Here is a 13178-nt window from a genome sequence, read left to right as displayed (position 1 = left end):
AGTTAATCATAAAGAATAAACCCACTTATTTTGAAAGCGTTTTTAATTTTTTGAAAAAAATAATTACCTTTACTTAAAAAAAATTGTGAAAGTTGGAACTTTTGAAAAATTCATAAACTAAGAGAACTTTTTTGTTAAACACGTTAAAATCACTATTAAAAAGTACTATTGAATAAAATTGATTAGAAAACATCTGAATTTTATTATAATTCAAAGAATTGTTTTCAAAGTAAGTTGTAACCGCTAACAAAAGTTTATACACTGAGTATGTAAAGTACGAAAGCGCAAACAAAGATGCTTATATAAGTTTAAAATAAGATGAATATCTGCGCAAAAATGACTACGGAGGAGAATAACTATGAGTTCAAAAGTTCTTGATCAATTTTTAGAAACGAATTTAGCGGATCTAAAAGAAAAAGGTTTATTCAACACCATCGATGTTTTAGAAGGGAGTAATGGCCCAATCATTACTGTGAATGATCAAAAAATGATCAACTTAGCTTCTAATAACTATTTAGGATTTGCGACACGCCCAGAATTGATCGAAGCCGATGTTGAAGCAACGCAGCATTACGGTGCAGGAGCAGGAGCAGTACGAACAATCAATGGAACGTTAGATATTCATGAAAAATTAGAAGCTAAAATTGCTGAATTTAAAGGAACAGAAGCGGCGATAGCTTTCCAATCTGGTTTCAACTGTAATATGGGTGCCATTTCAGCAGTAATGAAAAAAGGCGATGCGATTCTATCTGATGAATTAAACCATGCATCGATTATTGATGGCTGTCGTTTATCAGGGGCTAAAATCATTCGCGTCAACCATCAAGACATGGAAGATTTAGAAGCAAAAGCCAAAGCTGCAACTGAGAGTGGCGAATACAATAAAGTAATGTATATCACAGATGGTGTTTTCTCAATGGACGGCGATGTAGCTAAAATTCCTGAAATCGTTGAGATTTGTGAAAAATATAATGTCATTACTTATGTAGATGATGCTCATGGTACTGGTGTTATGGGACATGGTCACGGAACGGTTAAACATTTTGAAATGCAAGACCATATCGATTTTCAAATGGGAACTTTATCGAAGGGAATCGGAGTTGTCGGCGGTTATGTTGCGGGAACGAAACAATTAATTACTTGGTTAAAATCACAAGCGCGTCCATTCCTATTCTCGACTTCTTTAACACCGGGAGCCGCAGGAGCATGTATCAAAGCCATTGACCTAATCGAAGAACATCCAGAGTATGTTGAAACACTTTGGGAAAATGCTGATTACTTTAAATCAGAATTAAAACGGATTGGTTATGATATCGGTCATTCAGAAACACCGATCACACCGGTAATCGTCGGTGACGAAAAATTAGCGCAAGAATTCTCTAAGAAATTATTGGAAAATGGCGTGTATGCAAAACCAATCGTGTATCCAACAGTACCATTAGGAACTGGCCGTGTTCGTAATATGCCGAATGCTGGTCATACAAAAGAAATGTTGGATGACGCCATCAAAGTCTATGAACAAGTAGGAAAAGAATTAGGAATCATCAAATAAAGCATTAAACGAAAGTTAAAATAGAGAGGAAGATAGACAAATGAAAAAAGTATTGATTACAGGTGCTCTAGGACAAATCGGTTCAGAATTAACTGAAAGACTGCGTAAAGATTTAGGTGTCAACAACGTTATTTCAACAGATATTCGGACAGTTGAAGGCAGTCCAGTCGTTGAAGGCGGGCAATTTGAAGAATTAGATGTTACAAATTATGATAGCTTTTTAGACATGGCTAAACGCTATGAAGTAGACACAATCATTCATTTAGCAGCACTACTTTCAGCAACGGCTGAAAAACGTCCAGCTTTTGCATGGAACTTAAATATGACAGGGTTAATGAATGCATTAGAAGTGGCTCGCGAGATTGGACCAGAAACTAAATTCTTTGCGCCATCTTCAATTGCTGCGTATGGACCAGATGCTGAACCAGACAATACACCTCAAGATACAGTGATGCATCCAACAACAATGTATGGTGTGACTAAAGTTGCAGGTGAATTATTAGAAAATTACTATCATACAAAATACGGTGTCGATACTCGTTCGGTTCGTTTCCCAGGCTTGATCTCATATAAAGTAGAGCCTGGCGGCGGAACAACTGATTATGCCGTTGATATTTATTATGAAGCATTAAAAAATAAAACATATACATCATTTATCGATAAAGGAACATACATGGATATGATGTATATGGATGATGCCATCGAAGGAATCGTAAAATTGATGAATGCAGATGCAGATCGCTTAGAACATCGTAACTCATTCAATATTACGGCCATGGCTTTTGAACCAGAACAAATCGCAGCATCGATTCGCCGTCGGATTCCTGATTTTGAAATGAATTATGACGTAGATCCAGTCCGTCAAGGAATTGCTAATTCTTGGCCAAACTCAATCGATGACAGTGATGCGCGTAAAGAATGGGATTTCAATCCTAACTTTGACTTAGATAAAATGACCGACGAAATGTTAGAAAAATTATCTGCTAAATTCAAAGCAGAAGGTGTTGAAACAAAAATCTCTTTTAATAAAGTCAATTCATAAAAATACAGCGGTTTCTTAATATAACATGAGGGTGAAATAAGAAAAAGGGGAATGTAAAAAAAAACGTTCCCCTTTTTATAACCTCATGGTAAAATAATTTTCGAACAAACAATGTAAGTTATTAAATACTTAGTTCACAGCAATTTATCGTTTTATTTTTTAATAATGTAACTTATATTTTTTGTTTTCGAATTCAAGTTAAGAAGTGAACAAACATTCACTTCGCCATAGAGGAGGAAAAAAAATGGCAAGTAACGAACCAAATGTTGTGAGTTCTCACGAAGGTGAATTAAAACGCACAATGACATTCTTCCCGGCCCTTTCAACTGTAATGGGTACAGTAATCGGTGCGGGTGTATTCTTTAAAGCTGCAAGTGTGGCAGCGGTAACAGGATCAACAAGTCTACATATGCTTTCTTGGTTCTTAGGTGGTTTAATCAGTGTCTGTGCTGGTTTAACAGGTGCAGAATTAGCAGCAGCAATTCCAGAAACAGGAGGGATGTTACGTTACATCGAACGTGCCTACGGAGAATTTTGGAGTTTCTTACTAGGTTGGGCACAAGTAGTTATTTACTTCCCAGCAAATGTTGCCGCTTTATCGATTATTTTTGGAACGCAGTTCAAGAACTTATTCGGTTTGAGTAATGCAGCGATTATTCCAATCGCGATCATTGCAGCAACAACGATCATGTTGATTAACTTCCTAGGCTCAAAAGCCAGTGGGATGTTCCAATCAATCACTTTAGTCTGTAAATTGGTTCCGTTAGCTTTAATCGTTATCTTTGGTTTATTACGTCAAGGTGATGTGTCAGTAAGTTTATTTCCAGTTGAAGCAGGCGCGCATGTCGGTGGCTTTGCCCCAGCATTAGGTGCTGGTCTTTTAGCAACAATGTTTGCTTACGATGGTTGGATCCATGTCGGAAATATCGCTGGTGAATTAAAAAATCCAGCACGCGATTTACCTCGCGCAATCGCTGGTGGTATCTTAGGTATTATGGTCGTTTACTTATTAGTTCAATTCGCGTTCTTACGCACACTAGATATCTCTCAATTAGCCGGTAATGAAAATGCAGCAATGGATGTCGCTGGAAAAATCTTTGGCGGTATGGGCGGTAAATTAGTAACGATCGGTATCTTGATTTCAGTATACGGAACAATCAATGGTTATACGATGACTGGTATGCGTCTGCCTTATACAATGGGACTTGAAAAACAATTACCATTCTCTGATAAATTAGCTAAATTGAACAAAAATAAAGTTCCTTATATCGCTGGTATCTTAGAGTTAGTTATTGCTGTAGGTATGATGATGATCGGCGGATTCGATATGTTAACAGATATGTTGGTTTTCGTTATCTGGATCTTCTACACATTAGTATTTATCGCAGTTATCAAATTAAGAAAATCTGAACCCGATTTGGTTCGTCCTTACAAAGTGCCACTTTATCCAATCATTCCAATTATTGCGATCGTTGGTGGATTATTCATCTTAGTCATGACATTAATTAACCAATTCCAATTAGCGATGATCGGTATTTTGATCACAGCGATCGGTATTCCATTCTATCTATACTTGAAGAAAAAATATAAATAATTTTAAGCGTTAAATAAGCTACACAGAAACTCCCACGGAAGTTACTAGAAAAATTTTCTAGTCCTTCTCGTGGGAGTTTTTATTTTCAATAATGAAAGATAAAAAGAATTCTTGTGATTTGACTAGTTGCATGCTATTATACGAAACGTAATAATTACGTTTTATTAATGATAGAAGTCTATTTAAATAGGAAATCAAATTAAAGGAGAAACACATGGAATCAAAAATACCGGTAACTGTATTGACGGGCTATTTGGGTTCGGGAAAGACGACTTTATTAAATAATATTTTGCATGGAAATCATGGAAAGAAAATTGCTGTCATCGTGAATGATATGGGAGAAGTAAACGTTGATGAAGCATTGATTAATCAGAGTGGATTTAAACGGACAGACGAAAAACTAGTCTCTATGTCAAACGGCTGTATTTGCTGTACCTTGAGAGAAGATCTTATCGTGGAATTAAATAAGATTGTATCTGATCATGAGATTGAACAAATCGTAATTGAGGCTTCAGGAATCAGTGAACCTATCCCAATCGCTCAATCGATTGCCTTAGAAGATAATCCTTTAGGAATTGATTTATCAGCTAAATTAGAGTTAGATGCTATTGTTTCAATTGTAGATGTCAACCGTTTCTGGGACAATTTCCAGTCGGGTCAAGCAATTGAAAAACGAAAATCACAAGAAGTCGTGGAAGAAGAAGACCGTGACATCCGCGATTTATTGATTGATCAAATCGAATTTTGCAATGTGCTTTTATTAAATAAATGTGATCTTTTATCTGAAGAGAAAGTCGCAAAAATTGAAAAATTAATTCGCAAACTTCAGCCCACTGCTAAAATCATTAAGACTGTTCAATCGAAAGTTGAATTATCAGAGATTTTAGATACGAAGTTATTTGATATGGAAGAGATATCCGCTTCGGCTGGTTGGATAAAAGAATTGGAGTTAGGTTACCAAGATCATATTCCGGAAACAGAAGAATATGGTATTTCTAGTTTTGTCTATCGGAGACAGTTACCTTTTGATGCAAATAAATTTAATGTTTATGCGGATCAATATTTACCTGACTCTGTGACGCGCGCAAAAGGTTTTCTTTGGTTAGCTCAACATAATGATTTTTCAGTAATTTTTGAAACAGCTGGTAACCATAAAAGTATTGGGGTATTGACCTATTGGGTAGCGACGATGCCGGAAGAAGAGCAACAACAAACCATAGACTCGGATCCAGAATTAGAATCCTTGTGGCATCCAGTGTATGGCGATCGTTTAACAGAGATTGTTTTTATTGGCATGTGCATGGATCAAGCGGCGATCGAACAACAATTGGATGCATGTTTAGTCGATGAGACGAGCTTTGTAAACAATTCATTTAATCAATTATCGCCTTACCCATGGGAAAAGACGACTGACGAAAACTGATTCGAAAATGATTCATTTAGTGTCACAATAGAAACAGAGTAAAAAGATAATGTACTTTCTTTTTAAACGAAATAAATAAAGAGACCTGCAAATTGAGTTCACAAAATTTACAGGTTTCTTTGTATATTTCATATGAATCGGTTTATGCTTCTTCTTTAGTCGATTCGTAATAATCCAAAAATAGTTTATGCAGATGGGGGTGGGTCTTTTTCAACTGAATCAAGCGATTACTTTCATAAGACATGAAGCAATGCTGACTAGTACCCGTTGTGACTAGTTTTTCAGCTTTGTAGACGCGATATTCAAAATCTAAACGTGTACCAGTATATTTGGTTACAGAGGGTTTGATTATGACTTCGTCCCCAAAACGAACCATTTCTTTGTAATCGCAGCTCACACCTAATACAGGGATCATGATACCTTCAGCTTCAATTTTTTCAAACGGGCAATCCATAAAAGTTAATGCATCGACACGGGCTTCTTCAAACCAGCGAATATAGTTTGAGTGATGAATAATGCCCATTTTATCTGTTTCATAATAGAATGGTTTGCGTATGTAACCAGGGTATTTTTCCATAATTAATTCCTTTCGGTATATCGTTTCATATAGGAAGGCAAAGCAGCACTGATCGAAGTAGGTAAGACAAGATAATTTTCTTGATATAATTCATCACCAATCAAGCTATGCAAATAAACAGCAGCTCCAATCGTATCGATTGTTTGCTCAAACTGAGCTAAAAATCCAGTGATTATTCCAGCTAAAGTATCTCCAGTGCCGCCGGTCGCCATTCCAGGATTTCCTAGTGGATTGTGATAGTAAGCAATTGATTTATCATAAAGAGTAGTCCTATGACTTTTCAATACAATTTTTGCGCCTAATAGAGTTTGCTTTTTGCAATTATTTTCCTCAGTTTGGTCAGTCAATGCTAAGCCGCTTAAACGAGACCACTCCGCTTCATGCGGTGTGAAAACAGTTTGTTCTGGATAAGGAAGAATCAGTGCATGTTTACTAAATAAGGAGATCGCAGATCCATCGATGACGAGCCATTGTTTTGCGCTTTGTACAGATAGAATATGTTTTAGCAACGACAAAGCAGGTTCTTCTAAACCTAAGCCCGGACCAATCAAAATAACGTCAGCAGATTCCAGTACTTTTTTGATGGCATCTGTTTCAGAAAAATCCAATACCATCGCCTCTGGTAATCGAGTATGAAGGGCAGTATGATTTTTCTCTGCGGTAATGACCGTCGTAAGGCCAGCGCCACTCTTGATACAAGCTTCCGCACTCATGATGATTGCGCCGCCATATTGGCGGTTTCCTCCAATCAAAACGGCTCGGCCAAAGGTACCTTTATGAGAAATTTCAGGACGCTGTGTAATCACTTTGGATAAAATTTCTATGTTCATTTGAACCATTTGGATACCTACTTTCATTAAGTCGGATTGTTAGATAAATAATCGGCTAAATCCGGTTATTTGTTTTTATTATAAGATAAAAAGGAGAGCCTGTCGTCGGCTTTCTTAAAGAGTTTTCATTTTTATTCTGGTCCGGAGAATGCTATCATTATAGTGGGTTAAATTAAAGGAGGAATCTTTCAATGACAATCGATTTTAAAAAAGAAGTCGAAGCGCGCAAAGAGGATCTGTTAGCAGATCTATTCACTTTATTACGTATCAAGAGTGAACGTGAAGACGACAAAGCAACAAAAGAAGCACCATTCGGACCAGGACCGGTCGAAGCATTAGAAAAAATGTTAGAGATCGCTGAACGCGATGGCTTCACAACTAAAAATGTTGATAATTACGCAGGACATTTTGACTATGGTGACGGTGATGAAACTCTAGGTATTTTCGGTCACTTAGATGTAGTCCCTGCAGGTGATGGTTGGGATTCAGATCCTTATGAACCAGAAATCCGTGATGGAAAATTATACGCACGTGGTTCAAGCGATGACAAAGGCCCGTCAGTTGCCGCTTACTACGCAGTTAAAATCATTAAAGAATTAGGATTGCCAATCTCTAAAAAAATCCGTTTTGTCTTCGGTACTGATGAAGAAAGCGGCTGGGGAGATATGGACTACTACTTCGAACATGAAGAAAAACCTGATTTTGGTTTCTCTCCAGATGCTTATTTCCCAATCATCAATGGTGAAAAAGGGAATGTTACAATGATCCCTCATTTTGATGGTACAAATGGAACATCTTATGTATTAGTAAACTTTGAAGCTGGATTACGTGAAAACATGGTTCCAGGCAATGCAGTTGCTGAAGTAAAAGTTGCTGACTCAGCTGCAGCAGAACAATTAGCAAAAGACTTTGCTGATTTTGTTGAAAAAAATCCAATTAAAGGTACTGCTGAAGTAACTGGTACGACCGTTAAATTTAATTTAGACGGAAAAGCTGCTCACGGAGCAAGCCCACAACTAGGTACGAATGCAGGTACATTCTTGGCTGTCTTCTTAGATAACTATGACTTCGAAAATGGTGCGAAAGCATTTATCGAAAATAGTGCGAAACATATCCATGAAGATGTCTATGGTAAAAAACTTGGCGTAGCCTTCAACAATGAAAAAATGGGCGAATTGACGATGAATGCCGGAATCTTTACATTTAAAGATGGTCAAGATAACGACAACCATATCACGTTAAACTTCCGTTACCCTAAAGGTACAACTGCTGAAGAAATCCAAGCAAAATTAACGGAGTTATTCGGTTCAGATGTAAATGTAACAATGGGCGGAACATCACATGTTGCCTCACTATGTACCAGCAGATGATCCATTGGTAGCTACTTTATTGGATACTTTTGAAGATCATACAGGTATCAAAGGTGAAGAAATGGTGATCGGCGGCGGAACATTTGGTCGTTTACTAGAACGTGGCGTAGCTTATGGCGCTCAATTCCCAGGATTTGAAGACACAATGCACCAAGCAAATGAATATATGTCTGTTGAAGATATTTTGAATTCTGCAGTGATTTATGCAGATGCGATCTATCGTTTAGTAAAATAAAACGAGTAAACTAAAAACGAGTACGCTTAGCGTACTCGTTTTTTTATGGTAACAATCATAAAGATTCAGAATGTTATTTTTGTAATTATTAAAAAGATCATTCAATAGGATATTTTTAAATAAAATAAAAAAGTTACAAAAATAGAACGTTTGCAACTTTTTATTTCTCTCATTATTCATTAATGATACGTTCGATCTGTAAAACAGCGCCAGTCTTAGCATCGGCTTTAAATTCATAAGCAACTAGCTGTTCGTCTTCAGTTCGAGTGATTCCACCAGAAAGAATGTCCATTGAAATAGCGAATTTTTGTAAATGTTCTGTATCAAAAGAAATCCAAGACCCTTCGATCGGTCCTTCTTTTAAAAATTCCGTTTTGATTTGATCTAAAATTTTATCAGGAGAGATATTTTGCTGTTTACGATAATAATGATGTGCAACGATCCCACCGGCTAAACCGAGTGCCGAACCAAACATCAGACCTTGCATAAATTTTTTTGCTTGTTCCATAGTGCGATCCTCCTCTTGTATGTGTACGCTTTATTTTAACATAGAATAAGATCAATGAGGTTGATAAACAATGAGTGTCGCTTCTTTCTCAAAAACTGAGAAACGTGTATAATTAAGACAGTAAAAGAAAAGGTCGTGAAGAAATGATTATCCCAAAAAGTATTGAAGAGTTAGCTAACTATGCGCAAGTCGGAAAAAATGTGTTCTTTTTCACCGCAGACTGGTGTGGAGATTGCAACTTTATTAAACCACAAATGCCTGCGATTGAAGAAGAATTTCCTCAATTTCAATTCATCCAAGTAGATCGTGATGAATATATAGATGTAGCAGCAGAATGGAGTATTTTTGGGATCCCTAGTTTTGTGGTTGTAGACGATGGAAAAGAATTAGGTCGTTTGGTAAATAAAAATCGTAAAACGAAAGACGAAATCGCTGGCTTCTTACAAAAAGTAGAAGGGTAGGCAATTCTTATGTTTTCACAATCATATAAAAATATTTTAGTGGGTATCGATGGTAGTGATCAAGCAATCGAAGCATTCAAAAAAGCATTAGCGGTTGCCAAAAGAAATGATGGAACGGTATACGTAGCCAATGTGATCGATCATCAATTTTATACCTTTATGAGTTATTCACCATTGAATGAAAATATCATGGATCAATTAACAGAAGATGCAAAAGAATTGATCGCGGATTGTAAACAAATTGGTAAAGAGTTTGGTTATGAAAAAATCGAAGGTGTCATTGCTTATGGTTCAGCAAAAGAAGCAATGGCTAAGACATTGCCGGAAAAATATCAGGTTGATTTGGTGATGGTCGGTCAATCAGGATTGAATGCGGCTGAACGATTCATGACAGGTAGTGTCGCTAGTTATGTAATTAAAGAAGCCACATGTGATGTGTTAGTGGTACATCCGAGTGCGGAATAAAAAGCTGGCTTGTCCGGCTTTTTATTTGGAAAAAAATAACTATATACTAGATAAACTTCTAATGAAACTATCCGTATTTTTTAGTAGAAATGAAAAAAATCTCATGCAAATGACCCGTAGTATTTGTTAAGATACGAGAGGATTATAGATGGAGGTAAAGACGTGATTTTTGCATACAATAAACAAAATGTCGGCGATACTTTGATGGTGATCGTCAAAAACGATGAAAATAAAGAAAATAAAACAGAACGAAAAGGTGCGGTAGCTCGTATCCAAACAGTTGACGGTGAGACCGTTGCTTGGAACTTTTTCAATGTTTCTGAGTATTTAACGATTCAAGGAAATGGTCAAGTAGAACTTAGTGAGAACGACATCGAAGTATTAAATGGACAACTAAAAACAGCTGGGTATGAAGAACGTTTAGTTGCGGATCTTTCGCCTAAATTTGTTGTTGGTTATGTGAAAACCTGTGTGGATCATCCTGATTCAGATCATTTACATGTCACTGAGACAGAAGTGGATGGCGGTAATACATTACAAATCGTTTGTGGAGCTGTAAATATTGAAGCTGGTCAAAAAGTTGTTGTCGCAAAACCAGGTGCGATGATGCCTGATGGACAAATTATTTGGCCAGGTAGTCTCCGCGGTGTAGAAAGTTTTGGTATGATCTGTTCAGCAAAAGAATTACATTTGCCGAATGCGCCTGAGAAAAAAGGAATCTTAGTTTTAGCAGCAGATGCGAAAACAGGAGAAAAATTTGAAGTAGGCAAATAAAAAAATCCGTTGAGAGTATTTCTCTCAACGGATTTTTTATCATTTCTTAGTTGTTATTTCCTTGTTGGGTCGTTGTAGTTGATTTTAATGAACTAGAATCTAAAGTTAATTTAACAGAAACAGTTTCTTTCTTATCTTGACGATAATAAGTAATTTTTACAGTATCTCCAACTTTATGTTTGTACAACGCAGATTGTAATTCCACACCTGTTGTAACATCGGTATCATCAATTTTTGTGATTACATCATATTTTTTCAAACCTGCTTGAGCGGCGGGGGTTGAAGATTGAACACTTGCAACCACGACACCTTGAGTGACAGAGCTTGGTACTTTGATGATTTCACTTAATTGTTCCGTTGAAAGATCAGAAAGATTAGCCATTGAGATTCCTAAAGCTGGACGTATGACTTTACCATCTTTTTCTAATTGATTGATGATATTGACTACATCATTACTTGGAATGGCAAAACCGATCCCTTCCACACTGACGTTGGATTCTGTTTGAACGATCTTACTAGAATTGATCCCGACTACTTGACCAGCCATGTTTACTAATGGACCACCTGAGTTACCTGGATTGATCGCCGCATCTGTTTGGATTGCGTTAATATTGATTGTTGGACCATCATCGTTTTGATTGACTACTTGACGATTCAATGAAGAGATAATTCCTGAAGTGACAGAGTTAGCATATTGAGAACCTAAAGGAGATCCTAATGCAATTGCAGGTTCGCCAACTTTTAGACTACTTGAATCACCAAAAGTAGCAGCAGTAATGCCAGAGACCTTTTCAGAATCAACTTTCAATACGGCTAAGTCAGTATAAGAATCTGTACCAACTAAAGAGGCTTTCACTTTTGTACCATCTTCTAATAAAACTTCAAGCCCATCTTGATTTTCGACTACGTGATTATTCGTAACAATGTATGCAGTGTTGCCTTCAACTTTATAGATAACACCAGAACCTTCAGAAGATTCTTCTAAATCGCTGTTATCACTGGATGAAGAATTGCTATCACTGTCGCTATCGTTACCAAAAATATCAGAAAATCCGCCTAAACCACTTTGTGTTTGTTGTTGTTTTTGTAAATTGATGACTGAAACAACCGCCCCTTGAACTTTTTTAGCGGCCTCAGTAACATCTGAATTCACATCAACTTTCATATTACTTACTTTGGTACTGCCAGCACTAGGAGAGCCACTAGCTGTCTGACTACTAGGAGATAGCAGTGAACCATTCGCAACATAAAAAATTCCAATCGTTAATACAGCCCCAAGGACACCGCCAAGTAAACTAATACCAAATCGCTTTAAAAATCCAGCGGATCTTTTTGGTCTGGGTGTAATATCTTTTCTTACCATAATTTCCTCCACCTCTACTATAAATTAAGTTATATTGAGTATAGTATTATCTTATAAATTAAGTCTACTACACTGATTTGATTTTTTTATGAAAAAGGATTGTAGGAAAAAATATATCCAAACTATTTTATTTTTTCCACAAGTTTGGTGGAAAACTTAGGAAAAACGTTGTTGATGGATAAATTGTAGTTATTAATAACTTTGTGGAAAAAGTGGATAAACAAGTGGAAAACATGTGTTTGTCTGATGAAAACTTATAACATAAGAACTTTTCATCTATGTGTCTGTGGATAAACCTGTGATTAGTGTGAATAAGTACGTGGAAAAGTAGCGGATAATCTTTTTAAGAAACACGAAAAAGTGGATAAGTGTGAATTATTAATAGGAAAAGAAAAAAATTTAACGATTATAGGAGTAGAAAATGAATATCAAAATTATTACAGTTGGAAAATTAAAAGAAAAATATTTGGTTCAAGGAATCAATGAATATACAAAGCGGTTAGCTAAATATTGTAAAATCAATTTGATTGAAGTAGCTGATGAAAAAGCACCCGAAAAATTAAGCGAGGCTGAGATGATTCAAGTGAAAGAAAAAGAAGGAGAACGTATTTTAGCTAAAATAAAGGAACAAGAATATGTTTTTGCTTTAGCGATCAATGGTAAAAATCCAAGTAGTGAAGAATTCGCGGCTACATTAGATAGTCTTCAAACAAGCGGGAAAAGTCAATTTGTTTTCGTAATTGGCGGTTCATTAGGCCTCAGTAATCAAGTGTTAAAACGCAGCAATACTAAAATATCTTTTGGTAAAATGACCTATCCTCATCAATTGATGCGTCTGATTTTAGTCGAACAAATCTATCGAACGTTTAGAATTAATAATAATGAACCATACCACAAATAATGATATTTTTCTGAAATTGAATATTGATATAGAGCCATTCTTAGAGCAAAATTGCAGGCCAGTGGTACGGAGGAGTTGGTAGT

12 protein-coding genes and 1 pseudogene are annotated in these 13178 nt (G+C 36.4%); 9 read left to right on the top strand and 4 right to left on the bottom strand.

Going from position 1 to position 13178, the window contains the following annotated elements:
- Positions 1-358 precede the first annotated feature (358 nt).
- The 4 genes from ACQKTA_RS07410 to ACQKTA_RS07395 all read left to right on the top strand — a co-directional run bounded on the left by ACQKTA_RS07410 (position 359) and on the right by ACQKTA_RS07395 (position 5611).
- Positions 359-1552, top strand: a complete 1194-nt coding sequence (locus ACQKTA_RS07410) for a glycine C-acetyltransferase (RefSeq protein WP_332580996.1) — start codon at positions 359-361, stop codon at positions 1550-1552.
- Positions 1553-1592: 40 nt separating this feature from the next.
- On the top strand, positions 1593-2594 hold the full coding sequence (locus ACQKTA_RS07405; protein WP_407857606.1) for an NAD-dependent epimerase/dehydratase family protein: 1002 nt from the start codon (positions 1593-1595) through the stop codon (positions 2592-2594).
- A gap of 244 nt (positions 2595-2838) precedes the next feature.
- Positions 2839-4188 (top strand): APC family permease, encoded by a 1350-nt coding sequence (locus tag ACQKTA_RS07400; protein ID WP_427813319.1) that lies wholly within the window; start codon positions 2839-2841, stop codon positions 4186-4188.
- A 214-nt stretch (positions 4189-4402) separates the two neighbouring features.
- Complete coding sequence (locus ACQKTA_RS07395; RefSeq protein WP_427813318.1) at positions 4403-5611, top strand: GTP-binding protein; 1209 nt, start codon at positions 4403-4405, stop codon at positions 5609-5611.
- A 142-nt stretch (positions 5612-5753) separates the two neighbouring features.
- Here ACQKTA_RS07395 and ACQKTA_RS07390 read toward each other — a convergent pair whose 3' ends face one another.
- Positions 5754-6188, bottom strand: a complete 435-nt coding sequence (locus ACQKTA_RS07390) for a thioesterase family protein (RefSeq protein ID WP_332580992.1) — start codon at positions 6186-6188, stop codon at positions 5754-5756.
- 2 nt (positions 6189-6190) lie between these two features.
- Entirely contained in the window at positions 6191-7027 is an 837-nt protein-coding gene (locus ACQKTA_RS07385; protein WP_427813317.1) for an NAD(P)H-hydrate dehydratase, read from the bottom strand.
- Positions 7028-7209: 182 nt separating this feature from the next.
- Between ACQKTA_RS07385 and pepV the strand changes: the two are divergent.
- Positions 7210-8623: pseudogene (gene pepV, locus ACQKTA_RS07380) on the top strand (dipeptidase PepV).
- Between the two features lie 172 nt (positions 8624-8795).
- Here the strand turns inward: pepV and ACQKTA_RS07375 are convergent.
- Positions 8796-9131 (bottom strand): hypothetical protein, encoded by a 336-nt coding sequence (locus tag ACQKTA_RS07375; RefSeq protein ID WP_427813316.1) that lies wholly within the window; start codon positions 9129-9131, stop codon positions 8796-8798.
- Between the two features lie 143 nt (positions 9132-9274).
- On the opposite strand from ACQKTA_RS07375, the gene ACQKTA_RS07370 reads away from it, so the two are divergent.
- From ACQKTA_RS07370 to ytpR, 3 genes are all read left to right on the top strand, one after another.
- Positions 9275-9592: a thioredoxin family protein gene (locus tag ACQKTA_RS07370; RefSeq protein WP_427813315.1), complete on the top strand. Its 318-nt coding sequence runs from the start codon at positions 9275-9277 to the stop codon at positions 9590-9592.
- A gap of 9 nt (positions 9593-9601) precedes the next feature.
- Entirely contained in the window at positions 9602-10057 is a 456-nt protein-coding gene (locus ACQKTA_RS07365; RefSeq protein WP_427813314.1) for a universal stress protein, read from the top strand.
- Between the two features lie 162 nt (positions 10058-10219).
- Positions 10220-10831, top strand: a complete 612-nt coding sequence (ytpR, locus tag ACQKTA_RS07360) for a YtpR family tRNA-binding protein (protein ID WP_427813313.1) — start codon at positions 10220-10222, stop codon at positions 10829-10831.
- Between the two features lie 46 nt (positions 10832-10877).
- Here the strand turns inward: ytpR and ACQKTA_RS07355 are convergent, their stop codons facing one another.
- Positions 10878-12194 (bottom strand): S1C family serine protease, encoded by a 1317-nt coding sequence (locus ACQKTA_RS07355; protein WP_427813312.1) that lies wholly within the window; start codon positions 12192-12194, stop codon positions 10878-10880.
- Positions 12195-12615: 421 nt separating this feature from the next.
- On the opposite strand from ACQKTA_RS07355, the gene rlmH reads away from it, so the two are divergent.
- A complete protein-coding gene (gene rlmH, locus ACQKTA_RS07350; protein WP_427813311.1) occupies positions 12616-13095 on the top strand; it encodes a 23S rRNA (pseudouridine(1915)-N(3))-methyltransferase RlmH in 480 nt (159 codons plus the stop codon).
- Positions 13096-13178 lie beyond the last annotated feature (83 nt).

The sequence above is a fragment of the Enterococcus sp. 22-H-5-01 genome (assembly GCF_050310005.1).
GTDB classification, from domain to species: Bacteria; Bacillota; Bacilli; order Lactobacillales; family Enterococcaceae; genus Enterococcus_A; species Enterococcus_A hailinensis.
The sequence above is the reverse complement of the archived record's forward strand: the minus strand, read 5'-3'. Positions and strand labels throughout refer to the sequence as shown.

Bases quoted from the DNA above. Each gene is read 5' to 3' on its own strand.
- ACQKTA_RS07410 (WP_332580996.1), top strand. From the start codon at position 359: ATGAGTTCAAAAGTTCTTGATCAATTTTTAGAAACGAATTTAGCGGAT.
- ACQKTA_RS07405 (WP_407857606.1), top strand. From the start codon at position 1,593: ATGAAAAAAGTATTGATTACAGGTGCTCTAGGACAAATCGGTTCAGAA.
- ACQKTA_RS07400 (WP_427813319.1), top strand. From the start codon at position 2,839: ATGGCAAGTAACGAACCAAATGTTGTGAGTTCTCACGAAGGTGAATTA.
- ACQKTA_RS07395 (WP_427813318.1), top strand. From the start codon at position 4,403: ATGGAATCAAAAATACCGGTAACTGTATTGACGGGCTATTTGGGTTCG.
- ACQKTA_RS07390 (WP_332580992.1), bottom strand. From the start codon at position 6,188: ATGGAAAAATACCCTGGTTACATACGCAAACCATTCTATTATGAAACA.
- ACQKTA_RS07385 (WP_427813317.1), bottom strand. From the start codon at position 7,027: ATGGTTCAAATGAACATAGAAATTTTATCCAAAGTGATTACACAGCGT.
- ACQKTA_RS07375 (WP_427813316.1), bottom strand. From the start codon at position 9,131: ATGGAACAAGCAAAAAAATTTATGCAAGGTCTGATGTTTGGTTCGGCA.
- ACQKTA_RS07370 (WP_427813315.1), top strand. From the start codon at position 9,275: ATGATTATCCCAAAAAGTATTGAAGAGTTAGCTAACTATGCGCAAGTC.
- ACQKTA_RS07365 (WP_427813314.1), top strand. From the start codon at position 9,602: ATGTTTTCACAATCATATAAAAATATTTTAGTGGGTATCGATGGTAGT.
- ACQKTA_RS07355 (WP_427813312.1), bottom strand. From the start codon at position 12,194: ATGGTAAGAAAAGATATTACACCCAGACCAAAAAGATCCGCTGGATTT.
- rlmH (WP_427813311.1), top strand. From the start codon at position 12,616: ATGAATATCAAAATTATTACAGTTGGAAAATTAAAAGAAAAATATTTG.